24 protein-coding genes are annotated in these 22,359 nt (G+C 65.9%); 12 read left to right on the plus strand and 12 right to left on the minus strand.

The annotated features are described in order from the left end of the window. The first annotated feature begins 36 nt into the window (after positions 1-36). The 4 genes from MOE34_RS20415 (at position 37) to MOE34_RS20430 (ending at position 3,289) form a co-directional block, all read left to right on the plus strand. A complete protein-coding gene (locus tag MOE34_RS20415) occupies positions 37-447 on the plus strand; it encodes a hypothetical protein (RefSeq protein ID WP_242219303.1) in 411 nt (136 codons plus the stop codon). A 96-nt stretch (positions 448-543) separates the two neighbouring features. Beyond that, a complete protein-coding gene (locus tag MOE34_RS20420) occupies positions 544-1,569 on the plus strand; it encodes a histone deacetylase family protein (protein WP_242219305.1) in 1,026 nt (341 codons plus the stop codon). 100 nt (positions 1,570-1,669) lie between these two features. Further along, positions 1,670-2,545 (plus strand): EamA family transporter, encoded by an 876-nt coding sequence (locus MOE34_RS20425; protein WP_242219307.1) that lies wholly within the window; start codon positions 1,670-1,672, stop codon positions 2,543-2,545. Positions 2,546-2,623: 78 nt separating this feature from the next. Further along, positions 2,624-3,289 (plus strand): OmpA family protein, encoded by a 666-nt coding sequence (locus MOE34_RS20430; RefSeq protein ID WP_242219309.1) that lies wholly within the window; start codon positions 2,624-2,626, stop codon positions 3,287-3,289. 9 nt (positions 3,290-3,298) lie between these two features. On the opposite strand, the gene MOE34_RS20435 is transcribed toward MOE34_RS20430, so the two are convergent. Beyond that, entirely contained in the window at positions 3,299-3,760 is a 462-nt protein-coding gene (locus MOE34_RS20435) for a group III truncated hemoglobin (protein ID WP_242219312.1), read from the minus strand. A gap of 58 nt (positions 3,761-3,818) precedes the next feature. Beyond that, positions 3,819-4,643 carry a lipo-like protein gene (locus MOE34_RS20440; RefSeq protein WP_242219314.1) on the minus strand — a complete coding sequence of 275 codons (825 nt, stop codon included), beginning with the start codon at positions 4,641-4,643 and terminating at the stop codon, positions 3,819-3,821. A gap of 120 nt (positions 4,644-4,763) precedes the next feature. Between MOE34_RS20440 and mbfA the strand changes: the two genes are divergently transcribed. Next, positions 4,764-5,747: an iron exporter MbfA gene (mbfA, locus tag MOE34_RS20445; protein WP_242219316.1), complete on the plus strand. Its 984-nt coding sequence runs from the start codon at positions 4,764-4,766 to the stop codon at positions 5,745-5,747. 245 nt (positions 5,748-5,992) lie between these two features. On the opposite strand, the gene pheT is transcribed toward mbfA, so the two are convergent. The 6 genes from pheT to infC all read right to left on the minus strand — a co-directional run bounded on the left by pheT (position 5,993) and on the right by infC (position 11,884). Beyond that, complete coding sequence (pheT, locus tag MOE34_RS20450; RefSeq protein WP_242219318.1) at positions 5,993-8,419, minus strand: phenylalanine--tRNA ligase subunit beta; 2,427 nt, start codon at positions 8,417-8,419, stop codon at positions 5,993-5,995. A gap of 22 nt (positions 8,420-8,441) precedes the next feature. Beyond that, positions 8,442-9,527 carry a phenylalanine--tRNA ligase subunit alpha gene (pheS, locus tag MOE34_RS20455; RefSeq protein ID WP_242219321.1) on the minus strand — a complete coding sequence of 362 codons (1,086 nt, stop codon included), beginning with the start codon at positions 9,525-9,527 and terminating at the stop codon, positions 8,442-8,444. Then, on the minus strand, positions 9,520-10,386 hold the full coding sequence (locus tag MOE34_RS20460; protein WP_242219323.1) for a lipopolysaccharide kinase InaA family protein: 867 nt from the start codon (positions 10,384-10,386) through the stop codon (positions 9,520-9,522). The genes pheS and MOE34_RS20460 overlap by 8 nt, the downstream gene beginning before the upstream one ends. An 87-nt stretch (positions 10,387-10,473) precedes the next feature. After that, the gene (gene rplT, locus MOE34_RS20465) at positions 10,474-10,878 is read right to left on the minus strand and encodes a 50S ribosomal protein L20 (protein ID WP_242219325.1); all 405 of its coding nucleotides are present in this window, start codon (positions 10,876-10,878) and stop codon (positions 10,474-10,476) included. A gap of 38 nt (positions 10,879-10,916) precedes the next feature. Continuing rightward, positions 10,917-11,120, minus strand: a complete 204-nt coding sequence (rpmI, locus tag MOE34_RS20470) for a 50S ribosomal protein L35 (RefSeq protein ID WP_024270153.1) — start codon at positions 11,118-11,120, stop codon at positions 10,917-10,919. 227 nt (positions 11,121-11,347) lie between these two features. Then, a complete protein-coding gene (infC, locus tag MOE34_RS20475) occupies positions 11,348-11,884 on the minus strand; it encodes a translation initiation factor IF-3 (RefSeq protein ID WP_242224162.1) in 537 nt (178 codons plus the stop codon). 233 nt (positions 11,885-12,117) lie between these two features. Here infC and MOE34_RS20480 point away from each other — a divergent pair, with 233 nt between their 5' ends. Together MOE34_RS20480 and MOE34_RS20485 are read left to right on the plus strand one after the other, a co-directional pair. Further along, the gene (locus MOE34_RS20480; protein ID WP_431522397.1) at positions 12,118-12,936 is read left to right on the plus strand and encodes an alpha/beta hydrolase; all 819 of its coding nucleotides are present in this window, start codon (positions 12,118-12,120) and stop codon (positions 12,934-12,936) included. 116 nt (positions 12,937-13,052) lie between these two features. Then, positions 13,053-13,667 (plus strand): transglutaminase-like cysteine peptidase, encoded by a 615-nt coding sequence (locus tag MOE34_RS20485; protein WP_242219327.1) that lies wholly within the window; start codon positions 13,053-13,055, stop codon positions 13,665-13,667. 77 nt (positions 13,668-13,744) lie between these two features. Here the strand turns inward: MOE34_RS20485 and lepA are convergent, their stop codons facing one another. Both lepA and MOE34_RS20495 read right to left on the minus strand, forming a co-directional pair. After that, the gene (gene lepA, locus MOE34_RS20490; RefSeq protein ID WP_242219329.1) at positions 13,745-15,577 is read right to left on the minus strand and encodes a translation elongation factor 4; all 1,833 of its coding nucleotides are present in this window, start codon (positions 15,575-15,577) and stop codon (positions 13,745-13,747) included. Between the two features lie 61 nt (positions 15,578-15,638). Beyond that, positions 15,639-16,889, minus strand: coding sequence for an MFS transporter (locus tag MOE34_RS20495; RefSeq protein WP_242219332.1), 1,251 nt, complete (start codon positions 16,887-16,889; stop codon positions 15,639-15,641). A gap of 142 nt (positions 16,890-17,031) precedes the next feature. Between MOE34_RS20495 and MOE34_RS20500 the strand changes: the two genes are divergently transcribed. The 3 genes from MOE34_RS20500 to MOE34_RS20510 are packed head-to-tail and all read left to right on the plus strand — an operon-like array spanning position 17,032 to position 18,458. Further along, positions 17,032-17,610: a helix-turn-helix domain-containing protein gene (locus tag MOE34_RS20500; RefSeq protein ID WP_242219334.1), complete on the plus strand. Its 579-nt coding sequence runs from the start codon at positions 17,032-17,034 to the stop codon at positions 17,608-17,610. Positions 17,611-17,621: 11 nt separating this feature from the next. After that, positions 17,622-18,200 carry a GNAT family N-acetyltransferase gene (locus MOE34_RS20505; protein WP_242219335.1) on the plus strand — a complete coding sequence of 193 codons (579 nt, stop codon included), beginning with the start codon at positions 17,622-17,624 and terminating at the stop codon, positions 18,198-18,200. 30 nt (positions 18,201-18,230) lie between these two features. Then, positions 18,231-18,458: a hypothetical protein gene (locus tag MOE34_RS20510; protein ID WP_242219337.1), complete on the plus strand. Its 228-nt coding sequence runs from the start codon at positions 18,231-18,233 to the stop codon at positions 18,456-18,458. On the opposite strand, the gene MOE34_RS20515 is transcribed toward MOE34_RS20510, so the two are convergent. Continuing rightward, positions 18,459-19,457, minus strand: coding sequence for an aldo/keto reductase (locus tag MOE34_RS20515; protein WP_242219339.1), 999 nt, complete (start codon positions 19,455-19,457; stop codon positions 18,459-18,461). It abuts the gene before it with no gap. Between the two features lie 148 nt (positions 19,458-19,605). Here MOE34_RS20515 and MOE34_RS20520 point away from each other — a divergent pair, with 148 nt between their 5' ends. Both MOE34_RS20520 and MOE34_RS20525 read left to right on the plus strand, forming a co-directional pair. Continuing rightward, complete coding sequence (locus tag MOE34_RS20520; RefSeq protein ID WP_242219342.1) at positions 19,606-20,502, plus strand: LysR family transcriptional regulator; 897 nt, start codon at positions 19,606-19,608, stop codon at positions 20,500-20,502. A gap of 94 nt (positions 20,503-20,596) precedes the next feature. Further along, positions 20,597-21,583 carry a Gfo/Idh/MocA family protein gene (locus tag MOE34_RS20525; protein WP_242219344.1) on the plus strand — a complete coding sequence of 329 codons (987 nt, stop codon included), beginning with the start codon at positions 20,597-20,599 and terminating at the stop codon, positions 21,581-21,583. Between the two features lie 18 nt (positions 21,584-21,601). Here the strand turns inward: MOE34_RS20525 and MOE34_RS20530 are convergent, their stop codons facing one another. Then, positions 21,602-22,318: a pyridoxamine 5'-phosphate oxidase family protein gene (locus MOE34_RS20530; protein WP_242219346.1), complete on the minus strand. Its 717-nt coding sequence runs from the start codon at positions 22,316-22,318 to the stop codon at positions 21,602-21,604. Between the last annotated feature and the right edge of the window lie 41 nt (positions 22,319-22,359).

Genomic DNA, 22,359 nt, shown 5'->3' on the forward strand with positions numbered 1-22,359 from the left:
GCAGGTTGGTCCCATCGACAACGAAAGGAACCAACCATGTTCGCAGCCCTCAACCGCAATCTCCTGAAATCCGTCATGCTCGCCGACGGCGTCTTCTCCCTCGTCGCGGGCATCGCCCTCTTCGCCTTCGCCGGTCCGCTAAGCGATCTTGTCGGCCCCCATGCGACGCCTGCCATTCTTACCGGCTTCGCCGTCTTCTTCCTCCTCTGGGGCGCGTTCCACCTCGCCGTCGGCCGGCAGGAGCGGCCCTCGCAAGCCGCGGTGCGCTTCGCGATCGCGGGGGATGGGCTCTGGGTGCTCGGCAGCGTCGCCGTTCTCCTCCTTGCCCGCGGCGGGCTGACGCTGGCGGGCATGGGTCTCATCGCGCTCGCCGCCGTCGCGGTCGCCGACATACTGCTCCTCAAGCAGATCGGCCTCGGCCGCCAGCAGCGCGCCGCCATCGCCTGAGCGGTCGCGAATGGCTGTCTCCTACCCCGCAGGGGAGATTCCCCTTCCGGCAAAAATGCACTACCGTCGCGCCGAACGAGAAATGGGGAGCCTTTCATGCGCGTTATCTTTTCCGAGGACCACAAGCTCAGGAACGCCCGCAGCGAGCTTTACGGCGGCGAGCTGGTGCCGCCCTTCGAAGCGCCGTTCCGGGCGGAATGGATCCTGGCGGCGGTCAAGGACGCCGGTTTCAGCGATGTCGCCGCGCCCGATCACTATGGCCTCGAAACCGCGCTGAAGGTACACGACGCCGGCTATCTCGCCTTCCTCGAAACGGCCTGGGACCAGTGGAAGGCCGCCGGCTACAACGGCGAGGCCATCGCCACGTCCTTCCCCGTGCGCCGCACCTCGCCGCGCATCCCCACCCAGATCGATGGTCTCCTCGGTTACTATTGCAACGCCGCCGAAACGGCGATCTCGCCCGGCACCTGGGAGGCGGCGCTGTCCTCCATGCGCACGGCGCTTACGGCCGCCGATATCGTGGCAGGCGGCGCGAAGGCCTCTTTCGCGCTCTGCCGCCCGCCGGGACACCATGCCGGCATCGACAGCTTCGGCGGCTACTGCTTCATCAACAACGCCGCCGTCGCTGCCCAGCGCCTCCTCGACAAGGGCGCGAAGAAGGTCGCGATCCTCGACGTCGATTTCCATCACGGCAACGGCACGCAGGATATCTTCTACGAGCGCGGCGATGTCTATTTCGCCTCGCTGCACGGGGACCCGGCCGAAGCCTTCCCGCATTTCCTCGGCTATGCGGAGGAGACCGGCAAGGGGGCGGGCGCGGGCACCACGCAGAACTATCCCATGTCGCCCGGAACGCCCTATCCCGTCTGGGAGGCGGCGCTGCTCGACGCGCTGAAGCGCATCTCCGCCTTCGGCGCGGAGGTCATCGTGCTCTCGCTCGGCGTCGATACGTTCGAGCAGGACCCGATCTCCTTCTTCAAGCTGACCTCGCCGGACTACGTCACCATGGGCCGGGCGGTCGCGGCGAGCGGCCTTCCCGTGCTCGTCGTCATGGAAGGCGGCTACGGTGTGCCGGAAATCGGCCTCAACGTCGCCAACACGCTGAAGGGCGTTGCGGGCTGACCCGGCTCCCAGCATCAATTTCATTGAAGCAAGGCGTCACGATTATCCATTTGCCGGGTGGCTGACCCTCCTCTAGGACTGGGCGCCGGAGGAGGGTCCAATGGCAGAGCAACAGGTTTTATCGCAGCAGAACAATGCGGGCCTCGCCTCCGGCATCCTGCTCTGTTTCGCCTCCATGTCGTGCATCCAGTTCGGCGCGGCTTTCTCCGCGACGGCGATCGATGCCTACGGGCCGTCGGCCACGACCTTCCTGCGCCTCGTCATGGCGGCGGCGGTGCTGGCGCTGATCGTGCGCCCGCCCATGCGCTCCTACAGCCGCGAGCAATGGAAGAGCGCTCTCCTGCTCGGCGCGACCATGGCGGCGATGACCCTGTTCTTCTTCGCTGCCATCGACCGGATTCCGCTCGGCCTTGCCGTGGCGATCGAGTTCCTCGGGCCGCTCGCCGTCGCCACCTTTTCGCTCGGCGGCGGGTGGCGGCTGGTCTGGCCGCTGGCGGCCTTCGTCGGCGTCGCGCTGCTCTCCCATGACGGCGAGGGCTGGATCGGCGATCCGGTCGGGGTGCTCTTCGCCTGTGGCTCCGGTGTCGGCTGGGGCGCCTATATCGTCCTCATGAAGAAGGCGGGCAAAGCCTTCCGCGGCCTAGAGGGCCTTTCCATGTCGCTGATCGTGGCGGCGGTCGTCGCCGCGCCCTTCGGTCTGCCGCGCGCGGGCGAGGCGATGAACCCGGAGGGGCTGGCCATGATGTTCGGCCTTGCCCTTCTGGTGCCGCTGCTTCCCTATGCGCTGGAGATGACGGCGCTGCGCCGCATGCCCATGTCGGCCTTCGGCATCCTGATGAGCCTGGAGCCGGCGCTCGGCGCGCTGGCCGGTTTCCTCGTGCTGAGCCAGCCGATGACGCCGCTGCAGATGCTCGGTACGGCGCTGGTGGTCGCGGCGAGCGCCGGTGTCACTACCAGCGGAAACGGGAAGACCTAGCAAAAGGCGAGGCCCTTTCATGTTGCTGCCGCAATCGCTAGGTTGAAGCAGACGCATCGATATATCCGGGGACCATACATGTACAAGAAAGCCGTGATCGTCGCGCTGGCCGCGACCTATCTCTCCGCCTGCACGACGACCGATCCCTATACGGGCGAGCAGAAGGTCTCCAACACGGCCGGCGGCGCGGCCATCGGCGCCGGCATGGGCGCGGTGGCGGGCCTGCTGATCGGCAACAATCCGGTGCAGCGCCGCAACGCGGCCCTCATCGGCGCGGGTGTCGGCGCGCTGGCCGGCGGCGCCGTCGGCAATTACATGGACACGCAGGAAGCGGAACTGCGCGCGCAGCTCCAGGGCACCGGTGTCTCGGTCACGCGTGCGGGCGACCGCATCATCCTCAACATGCCGTCGAACGTCACCTTTGCGACAGGCGACGACCGGGTCAGCCCGGACTTCTATCCGACGCTCGATTCCGTCGCCATCGTGCTGCGCAAGTTCGACCGCACGCTGATCGACGTGGATGGCCATACCGATTCGGTCGGCAACGCGGCCTTCAACCAGGACCTTTCCGAACGCCGCGCCAATTCGGTCGCCAACCATCTCGCCTCGCGCGGGATCGACCAGCGCCGCATGTCCGCCGTCGGCTACGGCCTGGAGCGTCCCATCGCCTCCAATGCGACGGAAGCCGGACGCGCGCAGAACCGCCGCGTCGAAATCGCGATCTCGCCGCTCAGGCAGGGCTGATACAGCCGCTCAGGCGCGGTTTCGCGCCGGATCGTCGTCGGCCGGGTTGTAGAAGAGGGAGAGCACCAGGCTCTTCGCGATCCGCTCTGCCGTCGCCATGAACCACGCCTTCGCCTCCGGCGAGGGCGCGATGTCGTCAAGCGTGGCGGAGAAGAGGCCGAGCCAGGTCTCGAACAGCGGCGGGTTGATGCCCTGAACGCCCTGATGCGCCATTACCGGCTTGCCGCCATAGCCGCCGTCCTTGAAGGCGACGGCGGACCAGAAGCGCTTCATCGTCTCCATATGCTCCGGCCAGCGCCCTCGCAGCCGGCCGTCGAAGACCGGGCCAAGCTCGGGATGCGCCTGCACGCGGCCGTAGAAGGTCTCCACCAGCAGCGGGATGAAATCGGCGGTAACGCCGATGGCGTGCATCTCCGCTTCCGCGCGGGTGCGGATGGCGGCGAAATGGGAGAGGCGTTCGGGATCGGTCATGGCGCAAGGATAGGGCGGTCGCGCCGCGCCCGCAATCCGGCCGATCGCCGCAGGCAGCCTATGGGCCTTCCCGGCCCGGCGCCCATTCCAGCCGCTTGTAGTCGAAGCCGTATTTCAGCGTCGGCTTGACGATCTCGAAATAGGGGGAGAGGTCGAAGTCGCGCGGCGTATAGAGCGAATGGTGGCGGATATGCAGGATCTCCTGGCGCGAATAGGTCGAGGTCGCCGCCGCGTGGCCGGGGGCGCGGGTAATGTCGGGCAGGATGGGATAGCGGATCGCCTCGAAGGCCTCGGCGATCAGCGTGGAGCAGATCGCCCGCGTCGGGTCGCCTGAGCCGAAGGCGATCATCCGCCGCCGCCAGCGCACCGGAATGGGCGGCGTCGGCAGGAAATAGCGCAGCATGTCGGTGATGTTCTTCATGTCGTATTTCAGCCCGAGCCGGGAGACCATGAAGGTGAGCACCGTATCCCGGTCCTCCGGCGTCAGGCCGATGGGCCGGCAGATGCGCGTATTGTAGGTCCGGTACTTGGTAAGGGGCACGGCGACGCACCCTTCGCCGAGATTGACCTCGATGAGCTGCGGCCGCTCCGTCGCCGGCAGCGCCGCCTGGTCGAGCGTCAGCGGCGCGGCCTCGCCCACGAAGAGCGCGGCATGGGACCAGGTGGATTGCGTCAGGTACTTGATCGCCGCCGAGACCTTCTGGTTGCCCTCGACGAGCAGGATATCGCCGGGCCGCAGCGTGCGCGCCAGGGTCTCGGGATCGGAAGGCGTATAGGGCTCGTAGCCGGAGGTCTGGCCTTGCAGCCGGTCGGCGAGGCGGCGGCCGAGGCGGTCCAGCAGCGTGTCGCGGCTTGCGGAAAGCGGCTTCAAGGCAGCGGTCACGTCTCGTCCTTCATGGGTATCCTGTGACGCCACTCTAGCCTTAGCCGCGACGTCCTGTCGAGCTTGACGCAATCGGTCATGCTCCTATATTTAGAATAATTCTAAAATGGATTTCAGCCGATGCTCTCCCGCCTTCTCCGTCCCGGCAAACGCAGCCTCGAATCCCTCAGCGAACAGGAGGTCCTGGCGCTCGCCATTTCCTCCGAGGAGGATGACGGCCGCATCTACCTCGCCTATGCCGATGCGCTGCGCGATGCCTATCCCCATTCGGCCCGCGTCTTCGAGGAGATGGCGGAGGAGGAAAGCCATCATCGCCAGATGCTGATCGACCGTCACATTGCCCGCTTCGGTGACCGTATCCCGCTCGTCCGGCGCGAATATGTGCGCGATTTTCCCGAGAGGAAGCCGGACTGGTTGATCGGCAACATGTCGATCGAGAAGATCCGCGAGCAGGCCGAGGCGATGGAGGAAGCGGCGCACCGCTTCTATCTCACCGCCGCCGCGCGCACGGGCGACGCCGCCACGCGCAAGCTGCTCGGCGATCTCGCGCTGGCGGAGAAGTCGCACGAATCTCTTGCCCGCCGGCTCGGCGAGGAGCACACGCCCGTCGATGTGAAGGCGGAGGAGGACGAGACGGCGCGGCGGCAGTTCCTCCTGACCTATGTGCAGCCCGGCCTTGCCGGCCTGATGGACGGCTCGGTCTCGACGCTCGCGCCGATCTTCGCGGCCGCCTTCGCCACGCAGGATACCTGGCAGACCTTCCTCGTCGGCCTGTCGGCCTCCGTGGGTGCGGGTATCTCGATGGGCTTCACGGAAGCGGCCCATGACGACGGCAAGCTTTCGGGACGTGGATCGCCGGTCAAGCGCGGCCTTGCCTCGGGCATCATGACGGCGCTCGGCGGCCTCGGCCACGCGCTGCCCTATCTCATTCCGAATTTCATGCTGGCGACCACCATTGCCGTCGTCGTCGTCTTCATCGAGCTCTGGGCCATCGCCTTCATCCAGAACCGCTACATGGAAACGCCGTTCTTCCGCGCCGTGATGCAGGTCGTGCTCGGCGGCAGCCTCGTGCTGGCCGCGGGCGTGCTGATCGGGAACGCATAAGGGGGAGAGGGTGCTCTAGCGCCGCGTCGGGCGGTTCATGTCGCGCACCACCCAGCGGAAGAAGATATAGACGCCGACGCCCATGATGGCGACAGGCAGGAGATTGGCAGCAGTATCCATTTCGACCTCAAATGCCCTCCCGGAGCGGGAGTTAAGGTCTCGTTAACCAATTTGCAACATGCAGGCCGGTGACAAACCGTTCACAAAACGGAAAGCGGGGCGTTACCGCCCCGCTTCGATCCTCATCAGGCGCGCAGCGTGGCGCCGGTGGTCTTCACCACATTGCCGACGATCTTGCCCGTCAGCGCCTCGAAGTCCTCGTCCGTCAGCGTCTTGTCGACCGGCTGGATAACGACCTCGATGGCGATGGACTTCTTGCCCTCGCCGAGCGAAGCGCCTTCGAACACGTCGAAGACGTTGACGGCCGTGATCAGCTTGCGGTCGGCGCCGGTGGCCGCGCGCACGATGGCGCCGGCTTCCACCGTCTTGTCGACCACGAAGGCGAAGTCGCGCTTCACCGCCTGGAAGGGCGAGAGGTCGAGCGCCGCCTTGGTGCGGGTCGCCTTCTTCTTCGGCTCCGGCATGGCGTCGACGAAGATCTCGAAGCCGCAGAGCGCGCCGGAGACGTCGAGCGCGCCGAGCGCCTTCGGATGGAACTCGCCGAAGTAGCCGAGAACGATCTTCGGACCCATCTTGATCGTGCCGGAGCGGCCCGGATGGTACCAGGAGGGTGCGCCCGGCTCGATCTGCACATTGCCCATCGGCAGGCCGCAGGCCTCGATCACGGCGAGCGCATCGGCCTTGGCGTCATAGACGTCGACCGGCTTGCCGCCGCCCTTGACCGCGTTCGACCAGAGACGGCCGGAACCCGAAAGCGAGGCGGTGCCACGGCGAACGCCGCCGGCAACGCGGCGCTGTCCTTCGGGCCGGTCGTTCTCATAGGTGCCGGAGACTTCGAAGATCGCGACGTCGCCATAGCCTTTGTCGGCATTGCGCTGTGCGGCCGCCAGGAGGCCCGGCAGCAGCGAGGGGCGCATGTCGGACATGTCGGCCGCGATCGGGTTCGACAGCGCCAGCGAGGCCGCGCCGCCGCCGAAGAGCTCGGCATGCGCCTTCGGGATGAAGGACCAGGTGACGGCCTCCATCATGCCGCGCGAGGCAAGTGCACGCCGGGCCAGCCGCGAGCGGATCTGCAGCGTGGTGAGGATGCGGCCGTTGACCGAGCCGTGGCTTTCCAGCGGCGCGGGCTTGATATTGTCGACGCCGTGGATGCGCATGACCTCTTCCACGAGGTCCGCCTTGCCGTCCACATCGGGACGCCAGGAGGGAACCGCGACGGAGACGCGCTCGCCCGAACCCGTGACGGTGAAGCCGAGGCGGGTCAGGATATTCGTGCTTTCAGCCTCGGAGACGTCGACGCCCGTCAGGCGGCGCACTTCCGAGAACGGGAAATCGACGATCTTGGCGTTAAAGTCCTTGTAGCCGACGACGTCGGTCTTGGCCGGCGTGCCGCCGCAAAGCTCCAGCACCAGTTCCGTCGCGCGCTCGAGGCCCGCAACCATGTATTCCGGGTCCACGCCACGCTCGAAGCGATAGCGCGCATCGGTGATGATGCCGTGCGCGCGGCCGGTCTTGGCGACGTTCATCGGATCCCAGAGCGCCGATTCGATCAGCACGTCGACGGTGTTCTCGTCGCAGCCCGAATGTTCGCCGCCCATGATGCCGCCGATGGATTCGACGCCGTTATCGTCGGCGATGACGATATTGGACGGGTTCAGCGTGTATTCGCGCGTATCGAGCGCCAGCACCGTCTCGCCCTCGGCCGCGCGGCGCACGACGAGGTCGCCCTTCACCTTGGCCGCGTCGAAGACGTGCAGCGGACGGCCCTGGTCGAAGGTCATATAGTTGGTGATGTCGACGAGCGCGTTGATCGGGCGAAGGCCGATGGCCAGAAGCCGCTGCTGCATCCAGCGCGGGCTGGGGCCGTTCTTCACGCCGCGCACGAGGCGGAGCGCGAAGCCCGGGCACAGATGATCGTCGCCGCCAAGCTCCAGCTTCACCTTGACCGGCGTCTCGCCTTCCACCTTGAAGGAGGGAGCCTTCGGGGTCTTCAGCGTGCCGAGGCCGGAGGCAGCGAGGTCGCGGGCAATGCCGTAGATGCTCGTGCAGTCCGGACGGTTCGGCGTCAGGTTGATCTCGATGACCGGGTCGTCGATGCCGGCATAGGCCGCATAGCTCGTACCCACGGGCGCATCGGCCGGAAGGTCGATGATGCCGTCATGGTTGTCGGAGATTTCCAGTTCCTTCTCCGAGCACATCATGCCGCGGCTCTCGACGCCGCGGATGATGCCGACGGCGAGCGTCACGTCGATGCCGGGCACATAGGTGCCGGGTGCGGCAAACGCGCCGATAAGGCCGGCGCGCGCATTCGGCGCGCCGCAGACGACCTGGATCGGGTCGCCCTTGCCGGTATCGACCATCAGCACGCGTAGCTTGTCCGCGTTCGGGTGCTGCTCGGCGGAAACCACCTTGGCGATGACGAAGGGCTTGAAGGCCGCCTTGTCGTCGACCTCCTCCACTTCAAGGCCGATCGCCGTCAGCTTCGCGCAGATTTCCTCCAGCGAGGCGTCGGTGTCGAGGTGATCCTTCAGCCAGGAGAGCGTGAATTTCATTGTCTTTCTCCTTGGATGCCGGTTACGCGCTGAGGCCGCCGAACAGGGTCGGCATGTCGAGCGGGCGGAAGCCGTAGTGGCTCAGCCAGCGGACGTCGGCGTTGAAGAAGTCGCGCAGGTCCGGCATGCCGTATTTCAGCATGGCGATGCGGTCGAGGCCCATGCCCCAGGCAAAGCCCTGATATTCGTCCGGGTCGAGGCCACCGGCACGCAGCACGTTCGGGTGGACCATGCCGCAGCCGAGGATTTCCATCCAGTCCGTGCCTTCGCCGAACTTGACGATCGGGCCCGACGAGCGGTCGCACTGGATGTCGACTTCGAAGGACGGCTCGGTGAAGGGGAAGAAGGACGGGCGGAAGCGCATGGTGACGCTGTCGACCTCGAAGAAGGCCTTGCAGAACTCTTCCAGCACCCAGCGCATGTTGGCGACATTCGCAGTCTTGTCGACCACGAGGCCTTCCACCTGGTGGAACATCGGCGAATGGGTCGCGTCACTGTCCTGCCGGTAGGTCTTGCCGGGGATGATGATGCGGATCGGCGGCTTCTGCGCCTCCATGGTACGCACCTGCACGGGCGAGGTGTGCGTGCGCAGCACCTTGCGCTCGCCGTTCTCGTCCGCGGGGAAGAAGAACGTGTCGTGCATCTCGCGGGCCGGGTGACCCTCGGGGAAGTTCAGCGCCGTGAAGTTGTAGTAGTCCGTCTCGACATCCGGGCCTTCGGCAATCGAGAAGCCCATGTCGCCGAAGATCGCGGTGATCTCGTCGACGATCTGGCTGATCGGATGGATGCGGCCGCGCTCGGCGGGCGAGGAGCGGACCGGCAGGCTGACATCGACCGTCTCGGCCGCAAGGCGGGCCTCGATGGCGGCGTCGCGCAGCGCGCTCTTGCGCTCGCCAATGGCGTCGGTCACGCGCGTCTTCATGGCGTTGATTGCCGCGCCGCGCGTCTGGCGCTCTTCCGGCGACATGGTGCCGAGCGTCTTCAGGAGTTCCGAGACGGAGCCTTTCTTGCCGAGCGCGCCGACGCGCACGGCTTCGATCGCCGCCTCGTCGGAGGCCGCGGCGACGTCGGAAAGGAGCCTAAGTTCCAGTGTGTCGAGTTCAGTCATCTTTACCTGCTTTGCTTGCGTCGGCCGGGCGGGGAGGCAGAAGAACCCCCTGGAGATAGCGGGTTGCGGCGAGGAAGCGTCGCAGATCACTACCCATGTGCACGCGCCCGATCAATCGGGTTGGCGACAAAAACTTGCCGAGGAACCGGAGCATTTCTCTCAGTTCCGCCTCGGCGGCGGGCGGCGCGTTGGTGCGCCAGGCGGCATAGGCTTTCTGAGCCGTCGCTTCGCCGAGGCGGGCGCGGTCGGTAAGCTGGAGGAAGAGCAGCCAGAGGTCGCGCGCCTGGGCGGTGGCGAGCGGCATGGCAGCCTCCGGCTCCTCCTCGAAATCCATGAAGCCGATACTGCGTTCGCCGGCCACGAAGAAGTCGCGCGGATGCGGGCGGCCATGGCAGAGGCCCTTGCCGTGCAGCGCGCCGAGATGGGCGGCGCAGGCGACGAGCAGGGCGTCATGGGCGGCAGGTTCCGTATCGTGCAGCACGTCGAGGCGGGCGGTCACGGTCGGCGCGACGTCGGAAAGCACGAGCGCGGAGCCGGAAGAATAAAGCACCTTCGGAACGGGCACGCCTTGGGCGGCGAAGGCCCCGATACGGCGGATTTCCCGCGCGATCATGCCCTTGCCGTCGAGAGAGGGCGAGGGGCGCAGGAACGGCTGGCCGAAGAGGCGGGCAAGTGTCGTCTGCGCCTTCGTCCAGATCGGAGGACGCTCCGTGCCGTAGCGCTTGATCCAGACGGCGCCGAAGGAAAGCTCCACGCGCTCGACCCGGCGGGTCTCGCGCGTCAGCGCGGCCAGCAGCCTCTCGACGTCGCCGTCGGTCATGTCGGGGATCGCGTTGAGGTCGGTCAGCGTGCCGTCCATGGTTCAGTTCCGAAATCCAAACAAAAACCCGCACCGGTTCCCCGGCGCGGGTTTCACAACGAAGCGAAGATTTGTTGTGAGCGCCGGTTAGTTGACGGCCGCCTCAAACTCGTTCTTCGTGCCGGAATCCTTGAGGTATTCCAGAGCCTTCTTGGCGGCTGCGACGAGCGCGCCGAAAGCTGCGGTCTCATGGATCGCCATGTCCGAAAGCACCTTGCGGTCGACTTCGATGCCAGCCTTGTTCAGGCCGTCGATGAAGCGGCCGTAGGTCAGGCCGTGCTCGCGGACGGCAGCGTTGATGCGCTGGATCCAGAGAGCGCGGAAGTTGCGCTTGTTGACCTTGCGGTCGCGGTAGGCGAACTGCTTGGAACGATCAACCGCAGCCTTGGCGGCGCGGATGGTGTTCTTGCGGCGGCCGTAGAAACCCTTGGCTGCCTTCAGCGTCTTCTTGTGCTTGGCGTGGGAAGTAACGCCGCGTTTTACACGTGCCATGTCATGATCTCCTTAACGTATCAATTGCGCGATGAGTCTCAGAGACCGTTCGGCAGGTAGTTCTTGATGACCTTCTTGCCATCGGGCTCAGCCAGCACCATGGTGCCGCGGGCGTCGCGAATGAACTTGTTGGTACGCTTGATCATGCCGTGGCGCTTGCCGGCAGCGGCAGCGACGACCTTGCCGGTCGCGGTGATCTTGAACCGCTTCTTGGCAGACGACTTCGTCTTCATCTTGGGCATTTTGCTACTCCATTCTTCTTGAATTCGAGAGGCACTGACGAAGGCGCCTCTCCAGCGTAAAGAACGGCCACGGCATGCCCTGCCGGACCGTTCGGACGGCGGCTTGTAACCGATGTCCCCGAAAAGCGCAACCGGATTCCTCGGAAAGCGTGGATTCCGGCCGGAAATGGAAAAGCCGCCCCGGAGGACGGCTTGATCCGTTCAGTGCATGGCGCCGGCGACGGGGCTCACTTGGGAGCGAGCACCATCATCATCTGGCGGCCTTCGAGCTTCGGCTCGGCTTCGACCTTGGCGATGGCCAGGGTGTCTTCCTTCACCTGCAGCAGCAGCTTCATGCCGAGTTCCTGGTGGGCCATTTCGCGGCCGCGGAACTTCAGCGTCACCTTGACCTTGTCGCCTTCGTCGAAGAAGCGGTTCATGGCCTTCATCTTCACCTCATAGTCATGGGTGTCGATGTTCGGGCGCATCTTGATTTCCTTGATCTCGACGATCTTCTGCTTCTTGCGCGCTTCGGCCGCCTTCTTCTGGTTGGCGTATTTCAGCTTGCCAAGGTCAAGGATCTTGCAGACAGGCGGTTCGGAGTTCGGCGAGATCTCAACGAGATCGAGGCCGGCTTCTTCGGCCATGCGAAGTGCCTGATCTGTCGGAACGGTGCCGTGGTTGGTGCCTTCGGCATCGATGAGCTGGACGCGGGGAATCCGGATTTCCCTGTTGGAACGCGGGCCGTCTTTGACGGGGGCTTCCGCTTTGAAAGGTCTGCGAATGGTCGTGGTCTCCTCGACTGTTTCGACGGGTATGAATCTGTGCGACGATCGGGCCGTTTCGCCCGAAATGCGGCGTTTGTCGGCAATGTGTTGATCGCGCTTGGGAAGTCAATAGCATGCCCCGCGGAAAAAATCACCACCTGTCCTTGCGAGGGCGAATCTGGTCTAGCTCTCGGCAAAAGGCCGGTCGGCACGCGGTTTTCCGCCGGTGGGCGCACGAAAAGGAGATATGTATGACGATGGCGAACGGTAATGGCGCGGCGGCGGATTTCATCACGGTCGGCGAGGGGGATGACGCACGGCGCATCGCCGTCTCGCTTGAGGCGCCGGCTTCCGGCAATGCGCTCGCCCATTTCGTCTGGCTCGGCGGCTATCGCTCCGACATGTCCGGCACCAAGGCCGTGGAGCTTGCTGCCCTTGCCGCCCGCCTCGGCACCGGCTGCGTGCGCTTCGACTATTCGGGCCACGGCGTTTCCGGCGGCGCCTTCGTCGACGGCACCATCTCACGCTGGCTGGAAGAGTCGCTCGCCGTGATCGATCATGCCGCCAAAACCATCGGGTCGCGCCGCCTCGTCCTCGTCGGTTCGTCCATGGGCGGCTGGATCGCGCTGCGCGCCGTCGCGGAACTTGCCGGCAGGAACGGCATCGAGGTCGCCGGTCTCGTCCTCATCGCCCCCGCGCCGGATTTCACCTCCGAGCTGATCGAGCCGAACCTGACGGAGGCCGAGCGCACGGCGCTTGCCGAGCGCGGCCAGTTCGAGGAGCCGACGCCCTATGGCCCCGATCCGAACATCTACACGCTGAAGCTCATCGAGGACGGAAGGGCGAACCGCGTGCTGACCGGCATCATCGAGACCGGTTGCCCCGTGCATATCCTGCAGGGCATGGCCGATCCCGACGTGCCCTATGCCCATGCCGTGCGCCTGATGGAGCATCTTTCCGGCGACGACGTCGTGCTGACCATGATCCGCGACGGCGACCATCGCCTGTCGCGCCCGCAGGATATCGCGAAGATCCTCGAGGCCGCGGAGACCCTCGCCCGCGGAGCGTAAGGCGCGGGCGCGCCGGATCGGTCGCATTTTAACCATAATCCAGCTTCGCGAATTCTGATGATTGACGAAAGGTCCTTCTCACCGTTAACTCTTTGTTAACGATTAGGGGACGTTCCATGGCACGAATGATTGGTGCGAAGGCTGGGATTGCGGCGGTTCTCGCAGTTCTCGTTTCTTCTTCCTCGGCTTTCACCGCACCGGCATCGGCGCTGTCCATGAAGGTGGGCGGCGTCACCTCGCAGCCGATCGGCCATTACGAATTCTGTCAGACCCACAAGTCCGAATGCCGCGCCGGTGTGCGCACCGCGCCCGCCAAGGTCACGGATTTCGGCTGGTCCATCGTGCGCGAGATCAATGCCAGAGTGAATCGCGACATCACCCCGATGACCGACAAGGAATTGCACGGCGTCGATGAGATCTGGTCCTATCCGGACGGCGCCGGCGACTGCGAGGACTTCGTGCTCCTCAAGCGCCGGATGCTGATGGAAAAGGGCTTTGCCGCCGGCGATCTCCTGATCACCGTCGTGCGCAAGCCCGACGGTGAAGGCCATGCCGTCCTGACCCTGCGTACCGCCCAGGGCGACTACATCCTCGACAACCTCAACAACGAGGTGAAGCTGTGGACCGAGACGCCCTATCGCTACCTGAAGCGCCAGGCGTCGTTCCACGCCGGCCGCTGGGTCTCGATCGAAAACGGCGACGCCGTCATGGTTTCGTCGGTCGGCCAGTAAGCAGGTTGCATCATGGAATATGAAAAAGGCCGCGGAGCGATCCGCGGCCTTTTCCGTCTCTGTAGTGGGGCTGCCCCTTATTCGTCGCCCATCTTGAGCGCCGCGATGAAGGCTTCCTGCGGGATTTCCACCTTGCCGAACTGGCGCATGCGCTTCTTGCCGGCCTTCTGCTTGTCGAGCAGCTTGCGCTTGCGGGTGGCGTCGCCGCCGTAGCACTTGGCGGTCACGTCCTTGCGCAGCGCCGAGATGGTCTCGCGGGCGATCACGTTGCCGCCGATGGCGGCCTGGATCGGGATCTTGAACATGTGCTTCGGGATCAGCTCCTTGAGCTTCTCGCACATGTCGCGGCCACGCTTTTCGGCGGCCATGCGGTGCACCATCATGGAAAGCGCGTCGACCGGCTCGCCGTTGACGAGGATCGACATCTTCACCAGATGGCCTTCCTGGTGGTCGGTGATCTGGTAGTCGAAGGAGGCGTAGCCCTTGGAAATCGACTTCAGGCGGTCGTAGAAGTCGAAGACGACTTCGTTGAGCGGCAGGTCGTAGGTCAGCATGGCGCGCGTGCCGACATAGGTCAGTTCGACCTGGATGCCGCGGCGGTCCTGGCAGAGCTTGAGGATGCCGCCGAGATAGTCGTCCGGCGTCAGGATCGTTGCACGGATCCACGGCTCGTGGATTTCCGAGATCTTCACGACGTCGGGCATGTCGGCCGGGTTGTGCAGCTCGCGCATCGAGCCGTCGGTCATGTAGAGCTGATAGACGACCGAAGGTGCGGTCGCGATCAGGTCGAGGTCGAATTCGCGCTCCAGGCGCTCCTGGATGATTTCGAGATGCAGGAGGCCGAGGAAGCCGCAGCGGAAGCCGAAGCCGAGCGCCGCCGAGCTTTCCATCTCGAAGGAGAACGAGGCGTCGTTGAGGCGCAGCTTGCCCATCGCCGAGCGCAGGTCCTCGAAATCGGCCGCATCGACCGGGAAGAGGCCGCAGAAGACGACCGGCTGGGCCGGCTTGAAGCCCGGCAGGGCCTTGGCGGTCGGGCGCTTGTCCTCGGTGATCGTGTCGCCGACGCGGGTATCGGCCACTTCCTTGATCGAGGCGGTGATGAAGCCGATCTCTCCCGGGCCGAGCGAATCCATCGCCACCATCTTCGGCGTCAGCACGCCGACGCGCTCGACGGTGTATTTCGCGTCCGTGCCCATCATGCGCACGGTCTGGCCCTTGGAAAGCCGGCCCTCGATGACGCGCACGAGAACCATGACGCCGAGATAGGTGTCGTACCAGCTGTCGACCAGCAGCGCCTTCAGCGGTGCCTTCTCGCCGCCCTCGCTCTTCGGCGCGGGCAGGCGCTGGACGATGGCTTCCAGCACGTCGGGAATGCCGAGGCCCGTCTTGGCCGAGATGAGCACGGCGTCGGAGGCGTCGATGCCGATCACTTCCTCGATCTGCTCCTTGATGCGGTCCGGTTCGGCCGCCGGCAGGTCGATCTTGTTGAGGACGGTGACCAGTTCGTGGTTGTTGTCGATCGCCTGGTAGACGTTGGCGAGCGTCTGGGCTTCCACGCCCTGGGAAGCGTCGACCACCAGCAGCGAGCCTTCGCAGGCCGACAGCGAGCGCGAGACCTCGTAGGCGAAGTCGACGTGGCCGGGCGTGTCGATGAGGTTCAGCACATAGGTCTCGCCGTCATTGGCCTTGTAGTGCAGGCGCACCGTCTGGGCCTTGATGGTGATGCCGCGCTCGCGCTCGATATCCATGTTGTCGAGAACCTGTTCCGACATCTCGCGATCGGCAAGGCCGCCGGTCGACTGGATCAGCCGGTCGGCGAGCGTCGACTTGCCGTGGTCGATATGGGCCACGATCGAGAAGTTGCGGATATGGTCGAGGGGCGTCGAATTATTGGTGCTCATGCGCGCCATATAGCAGCGCGCACGACTCGCGGAAAGCGGTAAATGAACCGTTTCTTCGCCGCAAGCGCCGCTATTCCGGGGCTTTCTGGCCTTCCACCAGCGCGCCGGCATTCGGCACCTGCGCGCTGCGGATCTCGAAATTCTCCCGCGCCTCCGGCGGCACGGTCTCGCGCCGCCGCAACCGGCCGGCGACGAAGGCGGCATAGAGCATCGCCACGCCTATGACCGCATAGATGAAGGTCTGCGGGCCGAAGACCGGCGTCAGCGCCGTCACGCCGAGCGGAACGATGGTCGCGGAGGTGGACCAGGCGACGAGCAGCGTGGAGGCCAGCGGCACGAAATCCTCGGGGTCCGTGCGGTCGTTGGCATGGGCGTTGGCGATGGAATAGACGCTCTCCACCGCGCCGGCCCACAACGCGAAGACGACCATCAGCAGCACGAAGGCGCTGAAGGACACGAAGAGCGCGGCCACCGCCGCGCCGGTGATCAGCAGGCAGGTGAAGATCAGTACGATGCGCCGGTCGATGCGGTCGGAAAGCGTGCCGAGCGGGTACTGCACGAAGATGAGGCCGAACTGCATGACGAACATCAGGAGGGCGACGTCCGTCTGGCCGGCATTGTTGGTGGCGGCATAGATCGGCGTGAAGCCCTGCACGACCATGGAAAGCCCGCCCGAGGCGAGCACCCCGATGAGCGCGACCGGCGAATTGCGCCAGGCCATGGCGAAGTCGAGATTGACGCGGGCGGGCGGCGGCGGATTGGGCAGCCGGGTCAGGCCGATCGGCAGCAGCGCGACGGTGGTCACGAAGATGGTGACGAGCGGGGCGAGGTTGCCGTCCGCCGGCATCCGGCCGAAAATCCACGCGCCGACGCCAAGGCCGAGCACATAGGCCATGTAGAAGAACGACATGGCCTTGCCGCGCCAGCGGTTGTCGCTCGCATGGTTCAGCCAACTCTGGGCGATGATGAAATTGCCGTTGCCCGCGATGCCGTAGATGCCGCGCGCCAGCACCCAGAGCAGGGGGGTGACGCCGAGCGCCACGAGGAAGGCGGCGATGATGACCAGCGCCAGCGAGCAGGAGAAGGCCCGGGCATGGCCGACGCGGCGGATGACCGGCCCGGCGATGACGCAGCCGATCAGCCCGCCGAAGGCCATGGTCGTGACGGTCGCGCCCGGTGTCCAGGATGGTGCGCCGGTCTGCGACAGCACATAGGGCACATAGGCGAGCATGACCCCGTTGCCGATGGCCACAAGGGTCATCGATACGACGATGGCGGTGATGGAAAAGAGCGAGGATGCCCGCTGCGCTTCACCTGTCATCCGTCCGCCCTCCTGATTCTGCCGGGCCACCATATCCGTCGCCGCCATGGCGCATTGTCGCCGGAGCGGCATGGGCCGGATTTATTTTCGGGCGGGCACGATGCGCATTGACTCCATTATAAGGGATAAATATTCTCTTATCATGGAAAATGAAACCGATCCCCTGGAAAGCGCCATCGGCGAGCGTCTCCGGCTGCTACGCGTGGCGCACGGTCAGACCCTCGACGATCTGGCCGGCGCCTCCGGCGTCAGCCGGGCGATGATCTCGCGCATCGAGCGCGGCGAGGCCAGTCCCACGGCGCAGCTCCTGTCGCGGCTCTGCGCCGCGCTGGACCTGACGCTCTCCGCCTTCTTCGCCTTTTCCGAAGGGGCGGGCGATCCGCTGTCGCGCCGCGAGGCGCAGACCGTCTGGCGCGACCCCGAGACCGGCTACCAGCGCCGCGCCGTCTCGGCCCCGAACACGGCCTCGCGGGTCGAGGTGATCGACGTGGCGTTCCCGGCCGGCGCGCGCATCGCCTATCCGCCGGAAACGGCCAAGGCGGGCATGACGCAGCACGTCTGGCTGTTCTCCGGCGCATTGCGCATGACGGTCGGCGAAACCGTGCACGACCTTCGCCCTGGTGACTGCCTCTACATGAGCATCACCGAGGGACACGTCTTCGAGAACCCCGGCAGCACGACGGCGCATTACGCCGTGCTGCTGGATCGAGGCCGCAATTGAGGCAGGAAAAGATGAGCGAGATCAGGCTGCTCGACGAGATCGAAACCCGCGCCCGCATGGGCGAGCTTGCCGACGTGCTGGCCGATTGCGTTGCCGGCGGCGCCTCCGTCGGCTTCATGGCGCCCTATGGGCCGGCCGATGCGCTGCCCTTCTGGGAAGGTGTGGCGACGGCGGTCGGCGAGGAGGCGACGCTGCTCTTCGCCGCGGAGCGGGCGGGCCGGATCGTCGGTACGGTGCAGGTCGGCATCCGCCAGATGCCGAACCAGCCGCACCGGGCGGATGTGAAGAAGCTGCTCGTCATGGAAAGCGAGCGCGGCCGCGGCCTTGCCCGCGCGCTGATGGCGCTTGCGGAGGCGGAGGCGGCCCGACGCGGCAAGACCGTGCTGGTGCTCGACACGGCGACCGGCAGTCCGGCGGAGACGGTCTATGAGCGCCTCGGCTGGCAGCGCGCCGGCGTCATCCCGGACTATGCGCTCTACCCGGACGGCCGCTACTGCGCGACGACCTTCTTCTACAAGCGGATCGGTGACGCGCCCTGTGCCGAAACGGTGCAGGGCGGCGTTCATGCGATGGAAAGAACCGTGCTGTAGAAGGAGGCCGGATCAACGAGGCGACCCGCCATGCAGATTGCCGGCATCATGAACACCGCCCTCCAGGGCATGGCGAGCGAGACCGCGCGGGCCGAGCGGGCGGCGCGGAACATCGCCAACCCCGCGGCCGCTCAGCGCGACCCGGCGGAGGACATGCTGGACCTCATCTCCGCCGATATCGGCTTTCGCGCCAATGCCGCGTCCTTCGAGACCGGCGCGGACCTCTGGACGGTCCTCGCCGCGATCAAACGGGACTGATCAGCGGTTCGCCATCGCGGCCATGCGCTGCGAATAGCGCCCGCCGGCAACCCGCGCCGGCGAAAGCAGCTCGCCGAGCCTGCCCGCCTCTTCCTTCGTCAGGGCCACATCGGCTGCCGCCGCATTCTGCTCCAGATGCGGCACCTTGCTCGCGCCGGGGATCGGCACGATGAAGTCGCCCTGCGCCAGCACCCAGGCGAGCGCAAGTTGCGCTGGCGCTACGCCCTTCTCCTGCGCCATCTCCTCCAGCAGGGCCACAAGCGCCAGGTTGGCGTCGAAGTTCTCCGCCGCAAAACGCGGCAGCGAACGGCGGAAGTCATCGGCGGAAAGGCCGTCGAGCTTCTTCAGCGCGCCGGTCAGCACGCCGCGCCCGAGTGGGCTGAAGGGCACGAAGCCGATGCCGAGGTCCCGGCAGATGTCGAGCACGCCGTTCTCCTCGACCTCGCGGGTCCACAGCGAATATTCGCTCTGCACGGCGGCGATGGGGTGCACGGCATGCGCCCGGCGGATTGTCTCCGCGCCGGCTTCAGAAAGGCCGAGCGCCTTCACCTTGCCTTCGCGCACCAGCTCGGCCATCGCGCCCACCGTCTCCTCGATCGGCACGGCCGGATCGACGCGGTGTTGATAGAAGAGATCGATCACCTCCACGCCGAGCCGCTTCAGCGAAGCCTCGGCGACGGCCTTCACATTTTCCGGTCGGCTGTCCGTGCCCGCGATCATCTCGGCGGACGGCTTCGTGTCGTCGATGCGGAAGCCGAATTTCGTCGCGATCGCCACCTTGTCGCGCACCGGCTTCAGCGCCCTGCCGACGAGGATTTCGTTCTTGTACGGACCGTAGACTTCGGCCGTGTCGAACAGGGTGATGCCGAGATCGATGGCGCGGTGCAGCGTCCTGATCGCCGCCGTCTCGTCGCTGGAGGGACCATAGGCATGGCTCATGCCCATGCAGCCGAGGCCGAGGGCCGAAACGTCGAGGCTGCCGAGTTGTCTGTGTTTCATGGCAAAATCCTTTTGCTCGGGACCGGGAGAGGTCCAGGCCGGGGGGGGGGCGTCAGTCCGCCGTCGTCCGGTAAGGTACAATCTAGAGCGCGACGCTTCGTCTGAAAATTGCTGCAAAAGCCAACAGCTTGTTCTATCTGTTGGAACAATGAACCGCACCCAGCTTTCCCAACTCGCCGTGCTTGCCGTCGTTGCGGAGGCGCGTTCCTTCCGCAAGGCGGCGGCCGAACTCGCCGTCGCGCCGTCGGCCGTCAGCCATGCCGTCTCGGCGCTCGAGGCGAGCCTCGGCGTGCGGCTCCTCGCCCGCACCACCCGCTCCGTCGCGCCGACCGAGGAGGGCCGGCTGCTGCTCGATACGCTGGCTCCGGCGCTGTCCGACATCGGCAATGTCATGGAGGCGCTTGCCGACCGGCAGGGTCGCCCCGCCGGTCCGCTGCGGATCACCATGCCGCTGATCGCCGCGGAGGAGATCGTCATGCCGCGCCTCGGCGCCTTCCTGCTGGCCTATCCCGAGATCGAGCTGGAGCTTCGCACTGACGACCGCTTCGAGGATATCGTCGAAAAGGGGTTCGACGCGGGCCTGCGCCTCGGCGAGCATCTGGAGGCGGATATGGTGGCCGCGCGTGTCAGCGGCCCCTGGCGTGGCCTCATCGTCGGCGCGCCCTCCTATTTCGAACGGCATCCCAAACCCCTCCAGCCGCGCGATCTCATGCAGCACCGCTGCATCCGCCGCCGTTTTTCCAGCGGCCTCCTTTACCGCTGGGAGCTTGAAAAGGACGGGCGGCAGGTCACGGTCGACGTCAACGGCCCGCTCATCGTCTCCGACCAGCGGCTCATGCGCGCCGCCGCGATGGACGGCGCGGGCCTTGCCTATATCTTCGACCAGCGCGTCGCCGGGGATATCGCGGACGGCAGCCTCGTGCCCGTGCTGGAGGACTGGTGCCCGCCCTTCGACGGCTTTTCGATCTACTATCCGACGCGCCGCCAGATGCGCCCGGCGCTGCGCGCCTTCGTGGATTTCTTCCGCTATCGCGCGTCCGCCTGAAGCCGGCGTGGCGTCCCGATTTTTTGCAGCTTCGGATGCTTGCGGGGAGTCCGCCTCGCGAATAGTCTCCCCGCGCAATCAGGGAGAGCTCACCATGCTGCGTTTCGGAATCCTCTCGACGGCCAAGATCGGCCGCGAGCTCGTCGTGCCGGCCATTCAGGATGCGGAGAACTGCGTCGTCACCGCCATCGCCAGCCGCGACCTTGCCAAGGCCCGCGCCATGGCGGACCGTTTCTCCGTGCCGCATGCCTTCGGCTCCTATGAGGAGATGCTGGCCTCCGACCTTGTCGACGCGGTCTATATCCCGCTGCCCACCTCCCAGCATGTGGAATGGTCGATCAAGGCGGCCGATGCCGGCAAGCATGTGCTGTGCGAAAAGCCGATCGCGCTCGATGCCGGCGAGATCGGCGCATTGATCGAGGCGCGCGACCGCAACAGGGTGCTGATCGCCGAGGCCTACATGGTCACCTACAGCCCCGTCTGGCGCAAGGTCCGTTCGCTTCTGGCCGAAGGCGCCATCGGCCGGCTGCGCCATGTGCAGGGGGCCTTCACCTATTTCAACCGCGATCCCGGCAACATGCGCAACGTGCCGGCGCTCGGCGGCGGCGGCCTGCCGGATATCGGCGTCTACCCGACCATCTCCACCCGCTTCGTCACCGGCAAGGAGCCGCTGCGCGTGCAGGCGAGCACCGACCGCGATCCGGAATTCGGCACGGACATCTATTCCAGCGTGCGCGCCGATTTCGGCGATTTCGAGCTTTCCTTCTACATCTCCACCCAGCTCGCCCATCGCCAGGTCATGGTCTTCCACGGCGACAAGGGCTTCATCGAGGTGAAGTCCCCCTTCAATGCCGACCGCTACGGTGCGGAGGAGATCGAGCTGGCCAACCAGAGCCACAGCGAAAGCCAGCATTTCCGCTTCCAGGACGCCCGCCAGTACAAGCGCCAGGCCGAAGCCTTCACCCGCGCCGCGCTCGGCGAGAACGAGGAGGTGGTGACGCTGGAAAGCTCGGTGAACAACCAGAAGCTCATCGACGCCATCTACCGCGCCAGCGAGAAGGACGGCTGGGAGACGGTGTAGCCCTCCGCGCGGGCGGCTTCAGCCGCCCTCGTAAAGCCGCTGACCCTCCCGCAGCGCCGTATCCAGCCGCCCGCCCTCGGGGAAGAGCGACAGCGTCTGCGGCTTCTCGACGCCCGGCACCAGCCGGTGACAGGTCTCGGCCGCGCCGAGCACCGTGGTGACGGGGATGACACCGGCCCAGATCGGTAGGGCAAAATCCTCCTCGTCGTCGCCCACGCCCTTGGCGCGCACCTTGGCTGCGGCCTCTTCGATGGGCATGGCGATGATTGTGGTCGCCTTCGCCTCCTGCACGGTGATGGGGCGCAGCAGCGCGCTGCGCTCCGGGTAGAAGCGGTCGACGACGTCGCGCATCGCCTCGATCTTCTCTTCGGGGTCCTCCACCAGCCGCGCGGTGCCGAAGCACATGGCGGAGCGGTAGTTGGCCGAATGGTTGAAACCGGAGCGGGCGAGCACCAGCCCGTCGAGATGGGCGACGGTGAGGCAGGCGGGCGTGCCGGCCTTCAGGTGCCGCAGCATGCGGCTGGCGGAGGAGCCGTGCCAGTAGAGCGTGTCGCCCCTGCGCCAGAACAGCGTCGGCGTCGCATAGGGCTGGCGGTCGATGACATAGGCCACCTGACAGAGCATCGCGGTATCGAGGATCGCGTACACGGCTTCGCGGTCGTAGCTGGCGCGCTCGTGCATGCGCTTGACGCGGTTGCGTGGGGTCACGGGGTAGGAAGCGGTCTCTGCGCTCATGGGGATGCTCATGGATATATTGCCTTTCGACGACGATGCCG

Source organism: Shinella zoogloeoides, from assembly GCF_022682305.1.
Taxonomy (GTDB): Bacteria; Pseudomonadota; Alphaproteobacteria; order Rhizobiales; family Rhizobiaceae; genus Shinella; species Shinella zoogloeoides_B.

Bases quoted from the DNA above. Each gene is read 5' to 3' on its own strand.
- MOE34_RS20415 (WP_242219303.1), top strand. From the start codon at position 37: ATGTTCGCAGCCCTCAACCGCAATCTCCTGAAATCCGTCATGCTCGCC.
- MOE34_RS20420 (WP_242219305.1), top strand. From the start codon at position 544: ATGCGCGTTATCTTTTCCGAGGACCACAAGCTCAGGAACGCCCGCAGC.
- MOE34_RS20425 (WP_242219307.1), top strand. From the start codon at position 1,670: ATGGCAGAGCAACAGGTTTTATCGCAGCAGAACAATGCGGGCCTCGCC.
- MOE34_RS20430 (WP_242219309.1), top strand. From the start codon at position 2,624: ATGTACAAGAAAGCCGTGATCGTCGCGCTGGCCGCGACCTATCTCTCC.
- MOE34_RS20435 (WP_242219312.1), bottom strand. From the start codon at position 3,760: ATGACCGATCCCGAACGCCTCTCCCATTTCGCCGCCATCCGCACCCGC.
- mbfA (WP_242219316.1), top strand. From the start codon at position 4,764: ATGCTCTCCCGCCTTCTCCGTCCCGGCAAACGCAGCCTCGAATCCCTC.
- pheT (WP_242219318.1), bottom strand. From the start codon at position 8,419: ATGAAATTCACGCTCTCCTGGCTGAAGGATCACCTCGACACCGACGCC.
- pheS (WP_242219321.1), bottom strand. From the start codon at position 9,527: ATGACTGAACTCGACACACTGGAACTTAGGCTCCTTTCCGACGTCGCC.
- MOE34_RS20460 (WP_242219323.1), bottom strand. From the start codon at position 10,386: ATGGACGGCACGCTGACCGACCTCAACGCGATCCCCGACATGACCGAC.
- rplT (WP_242219325.1), bottom strand. From the start codon at position 10,878: ATGGCACGTGTAAAACGCGGCGTTACTTCCCACGCCAAGCACAAGAAG.
- rpmI (WP_024270153.1), bottom strand. From the start codon at position 11,120: ATGCCCAAGATGAAGACGAAGTCGTCTGCCAAGAAGCGGTTCAAGATC.
- MOE34_RS20480 (WP_431522397.1), top strand. From the start codon at position 12,118: ATGACGATGGCGAACGGTAATGGCGCGGCGGCGGATTTCATCACGGTC.
- MOE34_RS20485 (WP_242219327.1), top strand. From the start codon at position 13,053: ATGGCACGAATGATTGGTGCGAAGGCTGGGATTGCGGCGGTTCTCGCA.
- lepA (WP_242219329.1), bottom strand. From the start codon at position 15,577: ATGGCGCGCATGAGCACCAATAATTCGACGCCCCTCGACCATATCCGC.
- MOE34_RS20495 (WP_242219332.1), bottom strand. From the start codon at position 16,889: ATGACAGGTGAAGCGCAGCGGGCATCCTCGCTCTTTTCCATCACCGCC.
- MOE34_RS20500 (WP_242219334.1), top strand. From the start codon at position 17,032: ATGGAAAATGAAACCGATCCCCTGGAAAGCGCCATCGGCGAGCGTCTC.
- MOE34_RS20505 (WP_242219335.1), top strand. From the start codon at position 17,622: ATGAGCGAGATCAGGCTGCTCGACGAGATCGAAACCCGCGCCCGCATG.
- MOE34_RS20510 (WP_242219337.1), top strand. From the start codon at position 18,231: ATGCAGATTGCCGGCATCATGAACACCGCCCTCCAGGGCATGGCGAGC.
- MOE34_RS20515 (WP_242219339.1), bottom strand. From the start codon at position 19,457: ATGAAACACAGACAACTCGGCAGCCTCGACGTTTCGGCCCTCGGCCTC.
- MOE34_RS20520 (WP_242219342.1), top strand. From the start codon at position 19,606: ATGAACCGCACCCAGCTTTCCCAACTCGCCGTGCTTGCCGTCGTTGCG.
- MOE34_RS20525 (WP_242219344.1), top strand. From the start codon at position 20,597: ATGCTGCGTTTCGGAATCCTCTCGACGGCCAAGATCGGCCGCGAGCTC.
- MOE34_RS20530 (WP_242219346.1), bottom strand. From the start codon at position 22,318: ATGAGCGCAGAGACCGCTTCCTACCCCGTGACCCCACGCAACCGCGTC.